This is a genomic window from Dactylosporangium sp. CA-052675 (genome assembly GCF_050947935.1).
Lineage (GTDB): Bacteria > Actinomycetota > Actinomycetes > Mycobacteriales > Micromonosporaceae > Dactylosporangium.
Window position 1 is genome coordinate 449,006 of the sequence record NZ_CP192010.1, and the last position, 17,564, is coordinate 466,569.

The window sequence follows — 17,564 nt, forward strand, 5'->3', positions numbered from 1 at the left end:
CCAGCGGGGGTGTGTGGTGAACACGCGGATCTTTCTCTCGGCGCCCGACGTCTCGGGGGTCGAGGAGCGCTATCTGGTCAACGCGCTGAGGTCCGGGTGGGTCGCGCCCGCCGGCCCGGATCTCGACGCTTTCGAGGCCGAGGTCGCCCGCCGGTGCGGCACCGCGCACGCCGTCGGGGTCAGCTCGGGCACCGCGGCCCTGCACCTGGCCCTGCTCGCGATCGGCGTCGGGCCGGGCGACGCGGTGATCGTGCCGACGCTGACGTTCGCGGCCACGGCCAACGCGGTCGTCTACACCGGGGCCGAGCCGGTCTTCGTGGACAGCCTGCCCGGCGACGGCAACCTCGACCCGGATCTGACCGCGGCCACCGTCGCCGAGCTGCGGCGCGAGGGCCGGATCGTGAGCGCGATCGTGCCGGTGGACCTGTTCGGCTCGGTCGCGGAGTACGCGTCGCTGACCGACCTCGGGGTGCCCGTGATCGAGGACGCCGCGGAAGCGCTCGGGGCGAGCCGGGACGGCCGGCCGGCGGGCTCCTTCGGCCGCGCGGCCGCGCTGTCGTTCAACGGCAACAAGATCATCACGAGCTCGGGCGGCGGCATGGTCGTCACCGACGACAAGGACCTCGCGGCCCGCTGCCGGCACCTGGCCACCCAGGCCCGGGAGCCCGTCGCGCACTACGAGCACCGCGACATCGGCTACAACTACCGCCTGTCGAACCTGCTCGCCGCGCTCGGCCGGGCCCAGCTGTCCCGCCTGGACGAGATGATCGGGCGGCGCAGGGCCCTGCGGGAGCGGTACGCCAAGATCTTCGCGGCGACGGACGGCACCCGCCTGCTGGGCGAGCACGACGCCGGTCGTGCCTCGGACGCGAACTGCTGGCTCACCACCCTGATCGTCGAGCCCGAGCGGGCCGGCTGGGCCGCCGCCGACCTCGGCGCGTGGCTGGCCGCCCGCGACATCGAGACGCGCCCGGTGTGGAAGCCGATGCACGCCCAGCCGGTGTTCCGCGGCCACCGGGCCGCCCTCACCGGCGTCGCCGACCGGCTCTTCGCCACCGGCCTCAACCTGCCCAGCGGCTCCGGGATGCGCGACGACGCCCAGCGGCGGGTCTTCGACGCGATCGGCGACTTCCTGGACGCGCGATGAGGCGCCCGCTCGACCTGATCGCCGCCTGCGCCGCCGCGCTCGTGCTGGCCCCGGTCATCGCGGCCACCGCGATCTTCGTCCGCGCCACCCTGGGCGGGCCGGTGCTGTTCCGCCAGGAGCGGGCCGGGCGCCACGGCGAGCCGTTCACGCTGGTCAAGTTCCGCTCGATGCGGGAGGGGCCGGGCTCGGACGCCGAGCGGCTCACGGCGGCCGGGCGGTTCCTGCGCGCGTCCAGCCTCGACGAGCTGCCGGCCCTGTGGAACGTGCTGCGCGGGGACATGAGCCTGGTCGGGCCGCGGCCGCTGCCGATGGCGTACCTCGAGCGCTACTCCGCCGAGCAGCGCCGCCGCCACGACGTGCGCCCCGGGATCACCGGTCTGGCCCAGGTGCGCGGGCGCAACGCGCTGAGCTGGGAGCAGAAGTTCGCCTACGACCTCGAATACGTGCGCAACCGGTCGCTCGCGCTGGACCTGCGCATCCTCGCCGAGACCGTGCGCACGGTGCTGCGCCGCGACGGCATCACCGCGCAGGGGGCGGCCACCGCCCACGAGTTCGAAGGTCTACCGCGATGAAGAACGGTCTGGTCATCGTCGGCTGCGGCGGGCACGGGCGGGAGCTGCTCATGATCGCCCGGGCGGCCGGGATGCCGGTGCGCGGCTTCGTCGACGACGGGCCGAGCCAGCGCAACCTCGACCGCATCGCCGCGCTCGGGGTGCCGTTCCTCGGCCCCAGCTCCCGGCTCAGCGACGAGCGGCCCTCGATCGGCTACGTCATCGGCATCGGCGACCCGCGCATCCGCGCACGCATCGACGACGACCTGCGCCTGCACGGGCTGGCCGCGGCGACCCTGGTGCACCCGGCGGCGACGATCGGCGCCGACGCGGTGCTCGGCGAGGGGTTCGTGGCGTTCGCGGGCGCCCGGGTCACCACCAACGTCACCGTCGGCCGCCACGTGCACCTCAACCAGAACTGCACCGTCGGGCACGACTCGGTGCTGGAGGACTTCGTCCAGGTCAACCCGCTCGCGGCGATCTCCGGCGACTGCCACATCGGCCCCGGGGTGCTCATCGGCACCACCGCGTGCGTGCTGCAGGGGCTGCGGGTGGGCGCGGACGCGACCGTCGGCGCCGGGGCCTGCGTGACCCGGGACGTCGACGCGAAGACGACCGTGAAGGGGGTACCCGCGACATGAAGGTGGCTCTGGTCCTCAAGACGGACGAGGGCGGGCGCTGGACCCTGCCGCACGTCGACGAGCTGCGCGAGCGCGGCCACGAGGTGGTCGCGGTGCTGCCGCCGGGGCACGAGGGGCGGCTGCGCAAGGCGCTGCACGACCGGGGCGTCGACGTGGTGCAGTCCGCGTTCGACTTCCGCTTCCGCCCGTCGCCCGCCACCCTGACCGGCCTGTTCCGGCTGCGCCGGCAGCTGCGCGGGATCGCCCCCGACGTGCTGCACTACCACCTGTACGCCTCCGCGCTGGCCTGCCGCCTGGCCGCCCTCGGCCTCGACGCGGCCAAGGTGCACATGGTCCCCGGCCCGCTGTTCCTGGAGTCGCCGCTGATCCGGTCGGTGGAGCGCTTCCTGTGCCGGCTCGACGACGTGGTCATCGGCGGCAGCGAGCACATCGCCCGCCTGTACCGCGGGATCGGCCTGGCCGACGAGCGCACCCCGGCGATCCCGTACGGCGTCGACACCGACGAGTTCACCCCGCCCTCGCCCGCCTACCGAGCCGCGTCCCGCGAGGCCCTCGGCGCCGGCGACGACACGTTCGTGGTGGGCATAGTCGCCTACGTCTACGCCCCGAAGCGCCTGATCCGCCCCGGCCGCGGCGTGAAGGGCCACGACGTGCTCCTGACCGCCTGGAAGGCGTTCGCGCGGGACCGCCCGGACGCCCGGCTGGTGCTGCTCGGCGGCGGCTTCGACGCGGCCGGCGCGGCGCACAAGCGCGAGCTGCTGGCCCGCTTCGACGTCGCGGGCGACCCGAGCATCGACTGGCACGAGTCCGTCCTGGACGTGCGCGACTGCTACGCGGCCGCGGACCTCAGCGTGAGCCCGTCGCTGTCGGAGAACCACGGCGCCGCGGTCGAGGCCGCCGCCATGGGGGTGCCGAGCATCGTCTCCGACGCCGGCGCGCTGCCGGAGACCGTCGATCCGGCGTCGGGCTGGGTGGTGCCCCGCGACGACCCCGAGGCGCTGCTGGGCGCGCTGCGGGAGGCGTACGCCGACTTCCGCGCCGGCACCCTGGCCCGCCGCGGCGAGCTGGCCCGGGAGCGGGCCGAGCGCCTGTTCGCCCAGCGCCCCGCCGCCCGCGCGGTCGCGGACGTCCTGGAGAACGCCGCGCGATGACGACGACCAGGCACCGCACCAGCCCCGTCCGGCGGCCGTCCTTCACGGGCAACCTGGCCTGGGGCATGGCCGGCAACGGCGGCTACGCGCTGTGCCAGTGGCTCGTGCTCGTGGTGGTCGCCCGGCTGGGCACGCCCGCCATGGTCGGTGACTACGCGCTGGGCCTCGCGGTCGGGGCGCCCGTCGTGCTGCTGGCCAACCTGTCGCTGCGCACGGTCCTGGTGACGGACCCCAACGGCGAGCACCCGTTCCGCCGCTACCTGAGCGTCCGGCTGGCCGGCATGGGCGCGGCCATGGGCGTGATCTCGGCGATCGTGATCCTCTTCGGCCTGCCCCCGGCGGTCGTACTCCTGGTGGGTGCGGCCAAGGCCTTCGACGGCATCGGCGACATCTACCTGGGCCTGCTCCAGCGCCACCACGACCAGCGCAGCATCGCGGCGGCCCAGCTCGTCAACGGCGGTCTGACCGTCGCGCTGGTCGCGGCCCTGCTCTGGGGCACCAGCAGCATCGCGTGGGCGGCCGCCGGCTCCGCGGCCGCGTCCGCGCTGACCTGGCTCATGTGCTGCGCGCCGTTCGCGGGCCGCTTCCACAACCGCCCCGACCCGCGGGTCCGCCAGCACACCCACCGCGCCGCGGGCGGGGTCGCCGAGCTGCTGTGGACCGCGCTGCCGCTGGGCCTGGCCTCCGGGCTGTCCTCGCTGACCGTGAACGTGCCGCGGTACGCCCTCGAACACCGCCTCGGCGCCACCGCGCTCGGCGTGTTCGCCGCGGCCGGGTACCTCGTGCTCACCGGCAACGTGTTCTTCTCCGCGATCGCCCAGACCCTGCTGCCCCGCCTGACCGAGCTGCGCGTCCACGGCACCCCGGCCGGCTTCCGCGGCCTGCTGTGGCAGTCGCTGCTCGGCGTCGGGGTGGCCGGCGGGCTGGGCGTGTGGGCCGCGTGGCTCTTCGGCTCCGAGCTCCTGCGGCGGCTGTACGGCGAGCAGTACGCCGGCGCCTCCGGTCAGGGCGGGCGGGTGCTGACGGTGCTGACCCTGGCCACCGTGCTCGGCGGTCTCTGCTTCGTGCTCGACGCCGGCCTCTCCGCCGCCCGCCGCTTCACCGGCCAGCTCGCCGTGAACGCGGCCGTGCTCCTCGCCGCCGGGCTGGCCGCGCTGCTGCTGGTGCCCCGCTACGGGGTGCTCGGGGCGGCGTGGGCCACCGCGGTCGCCGCGCTCGTGCACTGCGCGCTGAAGTGGGAGGTGCTGCGGCGTGCCCTTTGACCTCGCGGCGCAGCCCTGGTGGTCGGCCGGGCTCGCCGCCCTGGTCCTGCCGGTGCTGCTGTTCGCGGGGGGCCGGCGGGACATGCTGGCCTACCTCGCCGCGTACTTCCTGCTCTTCGGCTTCGGCCCGGTGGTGAGCCACCTGCTCGGCGGCACCATCTACTTCGGCACGAACACGCTGCTCATCGGCCGGGCCGCGCTCGGGCTCCTGCTCGCCTTCGCCGGGGTCGCCGCGGCCGGGCTGCTGCTGCGCCAGCGCCGCGACATCCGCGACCCCATCCAGCAGCTGGAGACCGGCCGGCGGATGCCGCTCGTGCCCGCGGTGCTGGCGCTGCTGGCGCTGTACGCGCTCGGGGTCCTGGCCTGGGGCGGCCCCGCGTTCCTGGCCGGCAACAAGCTGGACCGCATCGCCGTCGCCGGCCCCTTCCACTACGACTACCTGCTGCTGGAGATGTGCGCCTGCGCGCTGTACTTCATCGCGCAGGAGAGCTCGACCGGCCGGTTCGCCTACCGGGTCAACCTGGGCGCCTACATCGCCTACTGCCTGGCCACCGGCGAGCGCGACTTCGTCTTCGTGCTCTTCGCCCTGGTCCTGCACCGCGAGCTGGTGCGCACCGAGCGCCGGCTGCCGCGCTCGGTGCTGTGGGGCGCGGGGCTGCTGCTCGGCGCGACCGCCCTCTTCGCGCTGCGGGGGAGCGGCTCGCCGGGCGGCGCGGACGCGGGCGCGATCCTCAACCAGGGCTCGGTGCTGTTCGTCGACACCTGGGTGATGGGGCACGTGCCGTCGACGGAGCCGTACATGCACGGCGCCAGCTACCTGCACGCGCTGGTGAACCTGATCCCGGGCCAGCACCGGGCCCCGCTCGCGCAGTGGCTCGTGGACCGGTACGCGCCCGGCAGCGACTCCGGCTACGGGTTCTCGCTCACCGGGGAGGCGTACGCGAACTTCGGCCTGGCCGGCATCCCGGCGCTCTTCGCGCTGCTCACCGCCGTGCACCGCTGGCTCGTCAACCGCGTGGACCGGGCGCCGGTCTACGCCTACGCCAGCATCCTGTTCACCGTCGCCTGGATGTACGGCTTCCGCGGCGAGAGCCAGTCGCTGCTCAAGACGGTCGTCTACGGCGCGGTCTTCTTCGGCGTGATCCGCATGATCTCGGCTCGGGGCCATGACTCGGCGCGGGCCCATGAGTCGGCGCGCGCCCATGACTCGGATCGGGCCCGTGACTCGGCGCGCGCCGACGACGAGGAGGCCGCATGCGTCTCGTCGTGACGACCGAGCAGCGGTACCTGCGCACCCCGGACGGCGCCGTCTGGTCCACGACGGGCGCACCCAACGACTTCTGGCAGCGCTACCGGGCCGTCTTCGGCGAGGTGCGGGTGGTGGCCCGCTGCGAGGACAGCCCAGGTCACCCGCCCGAGGCCCGGCGCGTCGACGGCAATGGGGTCGAGGTGTACCCGCTCCCGCACTACGTCGGCCCGGGGCGGTACCTGCTGCGGCTGCCGCGCATCAGGCGTGCGCTGCGCGACGCCGTGGCGCCCGGCGACGCCGTGCTGCTGCGGGTGCCCTCGGCGATCGGCACGCTCCTGCGCAAGCGCCTGCGCGCGGCGCCGTTCGGGCTCGAGGTCGTCGGCGACCCGCACGACGTCTTCGCCCCCGGCGCCTCCCGGCACCCGCTGCGGCCGCTGCTGCGCTGGTGGTTCACGCGGCGCCTGCGCGCCCAGTGCCGGGCCGCGTCCGCGGTCTCCTACGTCACGCAGCGCGCGCTGCAGGCCCGCTACCCGGCCGCGCCCGGCGCCGTCACCGCCGCGTACTCGAGCATCCAGCTGGAGGAGGCCGCGTTCGCCGAGGCGCCCCGGCGGGACACCGGCTCGGCGCGCGTCGCGCTGCGGCTGGTCACCGTCGGCTCGCTGGAGCAGCCGTACAAGGGGATCGACACGCTCATCGAGGCGCTGCCGCTGCTGGCCGGCTCCGGTATCGAGGCGAGCCTGGTGCACGTCGGCGACGGCCGGTGCCGGGCCGACCTGGAGCGGCTGGTGCGCGAACTCCGGCTCGGCGGCCGGGTCTCCTTCGCCGGGGCCGTCCCGCCCGGCGCGCCCGTGCGCCTGTTCCTCGACGACGCCGACCTCTTCGTGCTCCCCTCGCGCACCGAGGGCCTGCCCCGGGCCCTGATCGAGGCGATGGCCCGCGGCCTGCCCGCCGTCGCCTCCGCCGTCGGCGGCGTGCCCGAGCTGCTCGGCGGCGCCCGGCTGGTCCCGCCCGGGGACCCGGTGGCGCTGGCCCGCGCGATCACCGCGCTCGCCGCCGACCCCGCCGCGATGGCCGCCGCCTCGGCCCGCAACCTCGGCCGGGCCCGCGCCTACGCCGCCGAGACCCTCGAACGACGGCGCGCGGACTTCTACCGCGCCCTGCGTGTCCTCACCGCCCCCGATCGAGTCGAGGAGGTGGTCAGCGGTGCCGATTGAACAGCTCAAGCGCCTGCTGCGGACCCGGAGACGGCGGATCGTCGCCGCGGCCGTGGTCGTGCTGGTGGTGCTCGCCGGGTTCGGGCTGCGCCTGGCGACGGTGGGCGCGGACGCGGCCGGGCATCTGCGGCGGGCCGCGACGCTGGTCGGGGACCTCGAGGCGCAGCTGCGCGCCGGGGACCTGGCCGCGGCCCGGCGCACCACCGCGGATCTGCAACGGCAGACCGGCGCCGCCCGGGCCGACGCCCGCGGCCCGAGCTGGTGGCTGGGCCGCCGCCTGCCCGTGGCCGGGGACGATCTCACCGCGGTGGCAGCGGTCGCCGAGGCGGTCGACGCGCTCGCCCGGGAGGTGCTGCCGCCGCTGCTGGACGCCGCCGACGGCATGAGCGCCGCCATGGACGGCGACGCGACCCGGCTCAAGGCGGTGGCGGGCGCCGCGCCGCGGATCGCCGAGGCCGCCGCCGTCGCCAAGGCCGCCCGGCACCGGCTCGCCGGGCTCGACCGCGGCGGCCTCGACGCCCGGGTGCGCACCGCCCTGGACCAGGTCGACGCGGGCCTGGACCGCGTCGTGCCGATGCTCGACCCGGCCGCCCAGGCCGCCAAGCTGCTGCCGGCGCTGCTCGGGGCCGACGGGCCGCGGACCTACCTCGTGCTGTTCCAGAACCTCGCCGAGGCCCGCGCCACCGGCGGCATGCCCGGCGCCTTCGCCGTCGTGCGGACCGACCACGGCCGGGTCTCCCTCGTGGAGCAGGGCACCGCGGCCAAGACGCTGCGCGACTTCGACGCGCCGGTGCTGCCGCTCGACCCCGACCAGGAGGACCTGTTCACCAACCGGCTCGGCACCTACCCGGCCGACGTGAACCTGACCCCCGACTTCCCGACCGCGGCCGCGCTGATCCGGGAGATGTACCGCCGCCGCTCCGGCCTCGCCGTCGACGGTGTGCTGGCCACGGACCCGGTCGCGCTGGCCTACCTGCTCGGCGCGACCGGCCCGGTGAACCTGCCCGGGGGCGCGCAGCTGACCGGGGCGACGGCGGTGCGGCAGCTGCTGTCCGACGTGTACCTCAAGATAGCCGCCGAGCCCGACCAGGACGCCTTCTTCGCCGGGGCGGCCAAGGCGGTGCTCGACAGGCTCATGGGCGGCGTGCCGATGAGCCGGAGCATCGTGCAGGCCCTGACCCGGGCGACGCACGAGCGGCGGCTGCTGGCCTGGAGCGCGCACCCCGAGGAGCAGGCCGAGATCGCCCGGACCCCGTTCGCGGGCACCCTGCCGGCCGACGACGGCGAACACCCCACGGTGGGCGTGTTCCTCAACGACGGCACCGGCGCGAAGCTCGGCTACTACCTGACCCACTCGGTCACGCTGGAGGCCGGTCGCTGCCTCGACGACGGCACCCGCCCGCTGCGGCTGACCGTCGAGCTCGGCTCCACCGCGCCCAGCAGCGGCCTGCCGCGCAGCGTGCTCGGCCTCGGCCTGGCCGGGGAGGGCGTCCTGCGCACCAACGTGCTCGTCTACGCCCCGAGCGGCGGCTCGCCCATCGCGGCGAAGCAGGACGGCGCCGAGGTCGACTTCGGCACCGGCTACGAGAAGGGCCGCGAGGTCGCCGTGCTGGCCGTGGACCTCGCGCCCGGGGCCAGGAGCACCCTCGTCGTGGATCTGGTCTCGGGTCCGACGGGGACCAGGGGGGCCGTCGAACCGCGGCTCATCACGACGCCGGGCATCTCGCCGTGGACGACTCGGTTGCAACCTGGCCCGAGTTGCGAGAAATAGTCCGGTTCACCCCCAATGCGGGTTTACGGTAATTCCCGGGGAGAGGAAAGGGAGAGTCATGCGAGCCCGAACAAGAACGTCGCTGTCAACACTGGCCGGCCTTGCCGGTGCCGTCGTCGCGGCGGCCGTGCTCGGCGCGCCGACCAGCGCTCAGGCCGCCCCGGAAGCTTCGTACCCGGCGCCCGCGCCGCAGATCCGGGTGAGCGCCGCGTCGATCTCCGTCGGTGGCGCGGTCCGGCTCCAGGGGCGCAGCTTCGTGGCCGGGGAGCCGATCGGCATCAACGTGCATTACCGCAACGCCGACGGGGAGCCGTGTGACGTCCTCATCAACGGCGACCGCCGCGCGGACGACGAGGGTCGCTTCTCGGCCCGCATCCGATTCGAGGCGCCCGGATACGCGGTCATCAAGGTGACCGGCAAGAAGTCGCACAAGACGCTCAAGGCCACCGTGCGCGTCAAGGACCTCCAGCACTTCAACTGGGGCGGCTGGCCGGACGACATCTTCGACGGCACGCCGCTGGCCTCCAGCCCCGTGCGCGGGCACTGGGACGGCCACAACCGCCCGGTCGGCTTCTACGGGCCGTTCCGCAGCGGCTGGTCGCCGTTCAAGCTCCAGGCGAACGAGACCACCCTCGCCGCCCCGGAGCAGCACAAGACCTACGGTGCGGACCTGATCCCGGGCATCCTCGGGCTCACCGCGCTGGTGGGCAGCGGCTGGATCTCGTTCCGCCGCCGCCGCACGAACTGACGCTTCTGCAGTGCCTCCGTGGCCCGTCGGGTGTTGCTCGCCCGGCGGGCCGAGTGCTTCCCGGATAGGATGATCATGGGCAAAGTCGTCATCATCGGGCAGGGGTACGTCGGCCTGCCGCTGGCCATCCGCGCCGTCGAGGCGGGCGACGACGTCGTCGGGCTCGACGTCGACACGGACCGCATCAAGTCGCTCGGCGCCGGGCTCTCGTTCGTCGAGGACATCTCCGACGAGCGCCTCGCCCGGGCGCTGGAGACCGGGCGCTACCGCCCGACCGACGACTACGCGGACGCGGCCGGCTTCGACACCTGCGCGATCACCGTGCCCACCCCGCTCACCGACGGGGTGCCCGACATCAGCCACATCGAGCACGCGGCGCTGCAGATCGCGCCGTACCTGCGCCCCGGCTGCACGGTCATCCTCGAGTCGACCACGTATCCGGGCACCACCGAGCAGGTGCTGCGGCCGCTGCTGGAGCACGCCAGCGGGCTGCGCACCCCCGACGACTTCCACCTCGGCTACAGCCCCGAGCGCATCGACCCGGGCAACCCGACGTGGCACCTGGAGAACACGCCGAAACTCGTGTCCGGCATCGACGAGAGCTCGCTCGCGGCCACGAAGGCGTTCTACGAGCGGTTCGTGGATCGCACGGTACCGGTGTCGGCCCCGCGCACCGCCGAGCTCACGAAGCTCTTCGAGAACACCTTCCGGCACATCAACATCGCGCTGGTCAACGAGCTCGCGATCGTCGCCAACCAGCTCGGCGTCGACGTGCGCGAGGCCATCGGGGCGGCCGCGACCAAGCCCTTCGGCTTCATGGCCTTCGACCCCGGCCCCGGCGTCGGCGGGCACTGCCTGCCGATCGACCCCTCCTACCTGTCGTGGCAGGTGAAAAGGGAGGTGGGGCAGCGCTTCCGGTTCATCGAGCTGGCCAACGACGTCAACGAGGGCATGCCCCGCTACGTGGTGCAGCGCATCACCGCCGGGCTCAACACCCGCTGCAAACCCGTCAACGGCAGCCGGATCCTGCTGCTGGGGCTGGCGTACAAGAGCAACGTCGGCGACCTGCGCGAGTCCCCGGCCCGGGCGGTCGCGGAGCTGCTCGTGGACCTCGGCGCCGACGTGCGCGCGGTCGAGCCGCACGCCTCGCCCCGCGACGTGGGCAGCCTCGGCGGCGTCACGCTGGTCGACCTGACCCCGGTCGAGGTGATGGCCGCGGACGCGGTGGTGCTGCTCACCGACCACGACGACTTCGACTACTCGCTCGTCGAGGAGCACGCGCAGTACATCTTCGACACCCGCAACCGCTGCCGGGGCCGTGTCGTCGAGCGGTTGTAGCCCTCTCAGGAAAGTTCGATAGCCTGCCGCGGTGCCCGTTGCGCCGACCCGACTCCTGCTCATCCGCGCCGGCGTCGTCTTCGGCACCGCGGCGGTCGTGCTGGTCGAGCTCCTCTCGGCGCTCGGCTGGCTGAACCGGCCCGTGGTCATCGCGCTGTGGGCGGTCGCCGCCGTGGCCGTCGGCCGGCTCGGGTGGCACCGCCTCGCCGGTCTCCACCCGAAACTCCGGGACTTCTGGGCAGGCGCCGACCGGCTCGAACGCGTGGTCGCGGTCGCGCTCGGCGGGCTGTTCCTGGCCGATCTCGTCATCGCGCTGATGGCGCCGCCGAACAACTTCGACTCGCAGACCTACCACCTGCCCAAGATCGAGCACTGGGTGGCGCAGGGCGGGGTGGAGTTCTACCCGACGATCATCGACCGGCAGCTCGCCATGGCGCCCGGCGCGGAGTACATCTTGCTGCACCTGCGCCTGCTCACCGGCGGCGACGCGCTCTACAACCTCGTCCAGCTCGCGGCGGGCGTGTCCGGCGCGCTGATCGCGTCCCGGATCGCCGCCCAGCTCGGCGGCAACCGCCGGGCCCAGCTCGTCGCCGCGCTGATCTTCGGTACGACCCCGATCGTCGTGCTCGAGGCGACCAGCACCCAGACCGACCTGGTCGTGGCCCTCTGGGTCGGCGCGGTCGCGACCCTGGTGCTCGACGAGCGCGGGCGCGCGACCCCCTGGCCGGCGGTGGTCCTGCTCGGCGCGGCCGCGGGCCTCACCCTGCTCACCAAGGCGACCGGCCTGCTGGCCGCGGGTCCCCTGCTCGTGTGGTGGTTCGCCGAGCAGGTGCGCCGCCGCGAATGGCTGCGGGCCGGGGCCGGCACCGCGATCGTCGTGGCCATGATGGCGCTCGTCGCCGGTCCGTACCTGTGGCGCGTCGAGACCACGTACAGCAACCCGCTCGGCCCGGGCCACCTGCGCGAGTCGATCTCCATGCAGCGCCACGACCCCGCCTCGGTGCTGATCAACGCGCTGCGGATCGCCGAGACGGCCCTGCAGACGCCGGCCGGGCCCGTGGGCGCGGACGCGATCCGGGGCCTGGCCCACGCGATCGGCGTCGACCCGGACGCGCGCGACATCACGTACTGGGGCGCGACCTACCCGTACACCTCCTGGCCCCCCGACGAGGACCGGGTCTCCCTGCCGGTGCAGGGCGCCCTGATCCTGATCGGCGCGGCCGTCCTGCTGTGGCGGCGCGGCCCGGCGCGGGTCTACGCGTCCCTGTTCTGGCTGGCCATGCTCGCGTACGTCGCGCTGGTCAAGTGGCAGCCGTGGGGCAACCGGCTCATCGTCTTCCTGATCCTGCTGGGCACGCCCCTGGCCGCGCTCTGGATCGAGCCGCTGCTGGTGTACCGCCGCCGCGCGGTGGCCCGCCTCACGGCCGGACTGCTCGTGATCGGCGCCCTGGCCGGGGCCGCGGCCGTGACCGTCGGGTGGCCGCGGCGGCTGGTCGGGTCCGGCTCGGTGTTCACCACCGACACGATGGACGAGCGGTTCGTCCGCCGCCCGGACTGGGGCCGCGACTACCGGTGGGCGGCGGACGCGGTCAACGCCTCGGGGGCCCGGCGCGTCGGCATCCTCCAGGGGTACAACACCTGGGAGTACCCCTGGTGGATCCTGCTCAAGGGCGACGACCTCGTGTCGCTGCAGTCGCTGCAGCCGGACCTGCCGCCCCCGCCGATCGAGTCCGTCGACGCGGTCGTCTGCGTGGACCCGCCCAACGGCTGCGGCTTCCACATCCCGGCGAGCTGGAACCCGCAGACCCGCGGCGCGGTGACCTACGCCATTCGTCCCCGCTAACGCCAAGGGCGCCTGCGTCCTGGTCTCCGCCGCCGGCCTAGGGCCCGGACGCTAGGAGACGGCGAGCTCGGGCGCGGGGGTCACCTCGGCCGGCTCGTCGCGGCGCAGCAGCGTCCTCACCTCGCCGTACGTCCTCGGGCCGCCGGCCTAGGCCCGGACGCTAGGAGACGGCGAGCTCGGGCGCGGGGGTCACCTCGGCCGGCTCGTCGCGGCGCAGCAGCGTCCTCACCTCGCCCGCGGCGAGCAGGAGCCAGATGGCGCCGTTCGTGCCGCCGATGAGCCAGTCCTCGGTCGCGATGGTCGGGACCACCGCCAGCGCGCCGACGGTGAACCAGGCGGCCGGGAGCGCCCCGTTCGGGCGGCGGCGGATCGCGTGCCAGAGCAGCAGGCCGAGGCCGAGCAGGAAGGCGACCGCGCCCAGGACGCCGCCGCGGCGGAAGGCGCCCACGGCGGCGTTGTCGGTGTTGAGCTGGCGCCGCGGGCCCTCGATCGGGTTGCCGTCGTCGAGGCGCTCGACCACGGCCCGGGAGGTCCGCGCGTCGCCGAAGGTCTTCTCGGCCCACCCGGCGTGCTTCCAGTCCACCCAGACCTGGCGCCAGGTGTCGGTGCGGCCGCTGGTCACGTCGCCCGGGTTGTCGGCGAAGCGGTCCTTGAGCACCCACTGGTAGCCGCCGCCGAGCGTCAGCACGATCGCGATCACCGCGAACGGGACGGCCAGCGCGGGCCACCGCCGGTCGAGGCCCTCGGCGTGCTCGTGGCGCTTCCACAGGGCCAGGCCGAGGTGCACGACCGCGGCCGCGGTGGCGAAGACGAAGCCGGTGCGGGACTCGCAGATCGACAGCACGAACGCGGCCAGCGCGGCCACGCCGAGCCGCTGCCACCACGCCATCGCGCGGTCGAAGCCGATCCGGATGCCGGCCACGGCCATCAACCCGGCCAGCGAGTTCGGGTGGTAGAACAGGCCCGGCCCGCCCCAGAAGCGGTCCGTCATCACCTTCGCCGAGGCGTTGTCGGGGATGGCGTGGACCTTGTCGAAGAGGCTGCCGGAGCCGACGAGCAGCAGCGCGGCGATGCCGAGCAGGATCGCGGCGGCCATGCCGACCGAGAGGTCCTTGCCGTGCGCGCCGCCGCGGCGCTTGGCGGCGGTGTTCAGGGCGATGAGCGCGAGCACGGCGAGGGTGAAGACGCCGGCGTAGGCGACCCGCTGCCCAGCGACCTTCCACTGCGCGACGAGCACGGCGCCGACGATGCCGAGGAACCAGTACGCCAGCCCGAGCCACGCGGTGCCGAGCCGCGACAGGGAGCGCAGCGAGCGCAGCCACGGCCACGCCCACACCGCGAAGACGACCACCTCGACCGCGAGGACGGCCCAGATGATGCCGGGGCGCTTCGTCGCCGTCCAGGTGAGGATGCCCGCGAGCACGAAGAGCCCGCCGAGCACCAGCCCCCGCAGCGTGATCCCCGGCAGGCTCAGGGCGATGCCGGCCACGGCCATCGCGAGCAGGCCGGCCGCGAACGCCGCCGCCGACTGGCCGATCGAGTCGGTCCGGGTGTACTCCAGCACGCCCGCGAGGAGCGCGACGACGACGGCGACCACGGCGAAGGCCGCACGTCCCCTGGCGGTGATCATCAGGCGTTGGTTCCTGCTCGTCGGCGGCTGAGGAAGAAGTCCCGCACCACCCGGCGCGGCCCGGCCGGCACCAGCCAGACCTGCAGGAAGGTGACGTAGTCGGTGAAGCTCGGCTTGCCGTGCGTGCGCGCCTCGTGCAGCAGGTCGAAGAAGACCCGCGGGCTGCGGCTGGCCGCGGCCATCGAGCCGACGACGCTCATCGCCAGCGCGGCGTAGGCGCGCGGGGTCACGCGCGGGCGGGTCTGGCGCAGCCACTCCAGCGACTGCTTCCACGGGGCGTCGAAGCTGATGCGGGGGCGGTTCTCGTCGGCGTACCAGATGACGAGCGGCTCCTCGGCGTAGATCAGATCCACGCCGTCCTCCTGCAGGCTGCGCAGGGTCCAGTCCAGCTCCTGCAGCCGCCGCAGCCCGTCGGCGAACGGCACCTTCCGCAGCAGCGCCGTCGGGGCCAGGATCGTCGAGGTCTGGATGAAGCCGTCGCCGTGGAACAGCCCGTGCCGCACCGCCAGGTACTCACTGATCGGCTCGCCCGGCGCCGGCACCCGGCGGGGCATGATCAGCTCGGCCCGTGGCGTGCGCATGAAGAGCCGGCTACCCACGATCGGCTGGGCCACACCCGAGGCGCGGGCGCGCTCCAGCTGCGTGGCGAGCTTCTCCGGCAGCCACTCGTCGTCGTCGTCGAGGAACGCGACCCAGTCGGCCTGGGCGTTGTCCACGCCGCGGTTGCGCGCGTTCGGCGCGCCCCCGGACTCGGGCAGCACGACCGGGCGGATGCGATCGTCGCCGACCGCCTCCAGCGCCGCGACCGTCGCCGGGTCCGGGCCGTCGACGACGACCACGATCTCGATGTCGGTGAGGGTCTGGGCCAGCGCACTGCGCACGGCACGCACCACCAGCTCGGGCCGGTTGCGCGTGGGGATAACGACGCTGACCTCGGGTCTTTGCACGATGACCAATCCGTCTCGGTTGCGGTGCTGCGCCACCACACGGAGTCCTATGGGTTCGCTGGCGTAGCGTACACGACCTGCACTTTCGTCGGATATTTCGCAGCCAGTGCCCGGGCCGCCGCGACATTGGTCGGCGCGGCCGGGTCGCCGAACGCCACCGGGAGCGGCTGACCAGGCCTCACGTTCGGCCGATGCGGGCGCTCCGCATCGACAACGAGCAGGCTCGCCTCCGGGTCGTGCACGAAGAAGCGCACGGGCACCGGACTCTGGCGCACCAGCCGGTCCAGGTCGTCCATCGTGCTCGCCTTCCCGGCCGATCCCGGGTACAGCAGCCCGGACCAGGCCGGGAAGTAGCGGTACTGGTGCTGCAGCGCCGCCGCGCCCAGCGTCGCCGACCAGTTGCGCCACGGGCTGCCCATGAGATCGACGTTCACCGCGCCGCCGCCGTCGGGGAACATGCGGGCCATGAGCAGGGCGTCGCGGGCGGCCTCGGGGGAGCCGCGGTCCTTGCCGAGCGCGAGCTTCACGCCGGGCGCGACGGGCTCGGCGTGCCACTCGCCGCCCGCGACCGCCAGCGCGGCGACCACGGGCAGGGCCACGGCCACGCGCGCCGCGACCGACAGGCCCGGCAGGAACCGGACCAGCCCGCCGAGCGCGCACAGGCAGACCACGATCAGCAGGTGCAGCAGCTTGTCGAAGTAGTACACCGGGCGGCCGATCGTGGCGGTCTGGTACAGCCCCAGCCCGGCGGCCAGCGTGAACGCCACCGCGACGGCGAACAGGGCGGCCCGGTGGCTCGGCGCACGCAGCCCGCGGCGCACGAGCACGGCGAGGACCGCGAGCCCGGCCAGCGCCGCCGTGGCCGGGCGGTCCACGACCCGGGCCGTGCCGTTGAGCAGCAGCTGCGTGCCGCTGGAGGCGGCCATCGCGGTCAGCGGGCCGATCGCGCTCACGAGCGCGACCAGCGCCGCGGTCAGCCAGCCCCACCAGAACCGCCACAGCCGGGCCCGCCAGATCCACCACAGCGCGGCCAGGCCGCCGAAGGGCAGGAACAGCGGGTAGCTGAACGAGATGCCGACCAGCAGCAGGGCCACGGTCACCGTCTGCTCGCCGAGGCGGTGCAGGGGCCGGACCACGATCGCCGTCAGCACCGCGCAGCAGGCGAGGCCGGCCAGTTCGTTCGGGTACCCCCGGGACAGCACGGTCACCGGGTCGCCCAGCACCAGCCAGGCGGCCGCGACGAGCAGGACGGGCAGCAGCCGCGCGTTCGTGGTGCCCGGGCCGGCCAGCCGGCGCACGGCCCACAGCACGGCCAGCGCCAGCAGCAGGAAGGTGCCGACGAGCAGCCACATCATGGCGTCGGCGCTCGCCGCGGCCGAGGTGCGGCCGGTGGTCGAGGAGATGAACTTGAACAGCACCGCGTACGCGAAGTGCAGGCCCTGGGGGTAGTTCGCGATGCCGGTGAGCTCCTCGTCCGGCACGAAGGGGCGCAGCGCCTCCGGGCGCAGGAAGAGGTACCCCCCGTTGCGCCCGATCACGTCGTAGATCAGGTAGTGCCGGGCGATGTCCTCGCCCGCCAGCGGCAGGCCCAGGCGGCCGCCGAGGTCGCGCGCGGCGTACGGGATGAGCGACACCGCGCTGACCCCGGCCACGGCGAGCGCGAGCAGCCCGTCGAGGCGGGCCCGGCCCGGGCGCTCCAGGCGGCCCGTGACGGCCGCGATGATCACGAGCACGGTGAAGGCGACGCCCGCGACCAGCGTCGGGTGCAGGTGCCCGGGCCAGAGGGTCAGCCCGAGGCCGAAGACGCACGCGGCGCCGAACAGCTGGGCGCAGGCGAGCACGAACCGGTCGATGAGCCCGGTCGCGCCCCGCTGGACGGCCATCGTGCCGGCGAGCGCGAGCAGCGGCAGCAGCGCGTCGAGGCGCAGCGGGTGGGCGGCCAGGGGGACGACCCAGGCGAGGACGAGGGCGAGCGCGACCGTCTTCGGGCTGGTCCGCGCCGGCGCCCGCTCGGTTTCGGGCCGCATCACCGTCACCACAACACGCTCCGTTACTGGCCCGTCAGTCGATTC

14 protein-coding genes are annotated in these 17,564 nt (G+C 74.4%); 11 read left to right on the forward strand and 3 right to left on the reverse strand.

Features of this window, described 5'->3' with window-relative positions; all coding sequences use genetic code 11:
• The first annotated feature begins 16 nt into the window (after positions 1-16).
• The 11 genes from ACQP1P_RS02030 to ACQP1P_RS02080 all read left to right on the forward strand — a co-directional run bounded on the left by ACQP1P_RS02030 (position 17) and on the right by ACQP1P_RS02080 (position 12,915).
• On the forward strand, positions 17-1,147 hold the full coding sequence (locus ACQP1P_RS02030) for a DegT/DnrJ/EryC1/StrS family aminotransferase (protein ID WP_433082539.1): 1,131 nt from the start codon (positions 17-19) through the stop codon (positions 1,145-1,147).
• Entirely contained in the window at positions 1,144-1,719 is a 576-nt protein-coding gene (locus ACQP1P_RS02035; protein ID WP_433082541.1) for a sugar transferase, read from the forward strand. Before ACQP1P_RS02030 ends, ACQP1P_RS02035 begins: the two co-directional genes overlap by 4 nt.
• Positions 1,716-2,339, forward strand: a complete 624-nt coding sequence (locus tag ACQP1P_RS02040; RefSeq protein WP_433082542.1) for an acetyltransferase — start codon at positions 1,716-1,718, stop codon at positions 2,337-2,339. Before ACQP1P_RS02035 ends, ACQP1P_RS02040 begins: the two co-directional genes overlap by 4 nt.
• Positions 2,336-3,490 carry a glycosyltransferase gene (locus ACQP1P_RS02045; RefSeq protein WP_433082544.1) on the forward strand — a complete coding sequence of 385 codons (1,155 nt, stop codon included), beginning with the start codon at positions 2,336-2,338 and terminating at the stop codon, positions 3,488-3,490. The genes ACQP1P_RS02040 and ACQP1P_RS02045 overlap by 4 nt, the downstream gene beginning before the upstream one ends.
• Positions 3,487-4,752 (forward strand): lipopolysaccharide biosynthesis protein, encoded by a 1,266-nt coding sequence (locus ACQP1P_RS02050; protein ID WP_433082545.1) that lies wholly within the window; start codon positions 3,487-3,489, stop codon positions 4,750-4,752. The genes ACQP1P_RS02045 and ACQP1P_RS02050 overlap by 4 nt, the downstream gene beginning before the upstream one ends.
• A complete protein-coding gene (locus ACQP1P_RS02055; protein WP_433082547.1) occupies positions 4,742-6,022 on the forward strand; it encodes an O-antigen polymerase in 1,281 nt (426 codons plus the stop codon). The genes ACQP1P_RS02050 and ACQP1P_RS02055 overlap by 11 nt, the downstream gene beginning before the upstream one ends.
• Positions 6,007-7,215 carry a glycosyltransferase gene (locus ACQP1P_RS02060; RefSeq protein WP_433082549.1) on the forward strand — a complete coding sequence of 403 codons (1,209 nt, stop codon included), beginning with the start codon at positions 6,007-6,009 and terminating at the stop codon, positions 7,213-7,215. The genes ACQP1P_RS02055 and ACQP1P_RS02060 overlap by 16 nt, the downstream gene beginning before the upstream one ends.
• The gene (locus tag ACQP1P_RS02065; RefSeq protein WP_433082551.1) at positions 7,205-8,986 is read left to right on the forward strand and encodes a DUF4012 domain-containing protein; all 1,782 of its coding nucleotides are present in this window, start codon (positions 7,205-7,207) and stop codon (positions 8,984-8,986) included. Before ACQP1P_RS02060 ends, ACQP1P_RS02065 begins: the two co-directional genes overlap by 11 nt.
• Before the next feature lie 58 nt (positions 8,987-9,044).
• Positions 9,045-9,734 carry a hypothetical protein gene (locus ACQP1P_RS02070; protein WP_433082553.1) on the forward strand — a complete coding sequence of 230 codons (690 nt, stop codon included), beginning with the start codon at positions 9,045-9,047 and terminating at the stop codon, positions 9,732-9,734.
• A gap of 75 nt (positions 9,735-9,809) precedes the next feature.
• Positions 9,810-11,072: a nucleotide sugar dehydrogenase gene (locus ACQP1P_RS02075; protein WP_433082555.1), complete on the forward strand. Its 1,263-nt coding sequence runs from the start codon at positions 9,810-9,812 to the stop codon at positions 11,070-11,072.
• A 31-nt stretch (positions 11,073-11,103) separates the two neighbouring features.
• Complete coding sequence (locus ACQP1P_RS02080; protein WP_433082557.1) at positions 11,104-12,915, forward strand: ArnT family glycosyltransferase; 1,812 nt, start codon at positions 11,104-11,106, stop codon at positions 12,913-12,915.
• A 160-nt stretch (positions 12,916-13,075) separates the two neighbouring features.
• Here the strand turns inward: ACQP1P_RS02080 and ACQP1P_RS02085 are convergent, their stop codons facing one another.
• The 3 genes from ACQP1P_RS02085 to ACQP1P_RS02095 are packed head-to-tail and all read right to left on the reverse strand — an operon-like array spanning position 13,076 to position 17,519.
• Complete coding sequence (locus ACQP1P_RS02085) at positions 13,076-14,545, reverse strand: hypothetical protein (RefSeq protein WP_433082559.1); 1,470 nt, start codon at positions 14,543-14,545, stop codon at positions 13,076-13,078.
• A complete protein-coding gene (locus tag ACQP1P_RS02090) occupies positions 14,545-15,492 on the reverse strand; it encodes a glycosyltransferase family 2 protein (RefSeq protein WP_433082561.1) in 948 nt (315 codons plus the stop codon). Before ACQP1P_RS02090 ends, ACQP1P_RS02085 begins: the two co-directional genes overlap by 1 nt.
• Positions 15,493-15,539: 47 nt before the next feature.
• On the reverse strand, positions 15,540-17,519 hold the full coding sequence (locus ACQP1P_RS02095; RefSeq protein WP_433082563.1) for a hypothetical protein: 1,980 nt from the start codon (positions 17,517-17,519) through the stop codon (positions 15,540-15,542).
• Positions 17,520-17,564 lie beyond the last annotated feature (45 nt).

What these genes read in the sequence shown, in the direction of transcription:
- ACQP1P_RS02045 (WP_433082544.1), top strand. Translation starts at nt 2,336, where the DNA reads ATGAAGGTGGCTCTGGTCCTCAAGACGGACGAGGGCGGGCGCTGGACC.
- ACQP1P_RS02035 (WP_433082541.1), top strand. Translation starts at nt 1,144, where the DNA reads ATGAGGCGCCCGCTCGACCTGATCGCCGCCTGCGCCGCCGCGCTCGTG.
- ACQP1P_RS02040 (WP_433082542.1), top strand. Translation starts at nt 1,716, where the DNA reads ATGAAGAACGGTCTGGTCATCGTCGGCTGCGGCGGGCACGGGCGGGAG.
- ACQP1P_RS02085 (WP_433082559.1), bottom strand. Translation starts at nt 14,545, where the DNA reads ATGATCACCGCCAGGGGACGTGCGGCCTTCGCCGTGGTCGCCGTCGTC.
- ACQP1P_RS02095 (WP_433082563.1), bottom strand. Translation starts at nt 17,519, where the DNA reads ATGCGGCCCGAAACCGAGCGGGCGCCGGCGCGGACCAGCCCGAAGACG.
- ACQP1P_RS02050 (WP_433082545.1), top strand. Translation starts at nt 3,487, where the DNA reads ATGACGACGACCAGGCACCGCACCAGCCCCGTCCGGCGGCCGTCCTTC.
- ACQP1P_RS02075 (WP_433082555.1), top strand. Translation starts at nt 9,810, where the DNA reads ATGGGCAAAGTCGTCATCATCGGGCAGGGGTACGTCGGCCTGCCGCTG.
- ACQP1P_RS02060 (WP_433082549.1), top strand. Translation starts at nt 6,007, where the DNA reads ATGCGTCTCGTCGTGACGACCGAGCAGCGGTACCTGCGCACCCCGGAC.
- ACQP1P_RS02070 (WP_433082553.1), top strand. Translation starts at nt 9,045, where the DNA reads ATGCGAGCCCGAACAAGAACGTCGCTGTCAACACTGGCCGGCCTTGCC.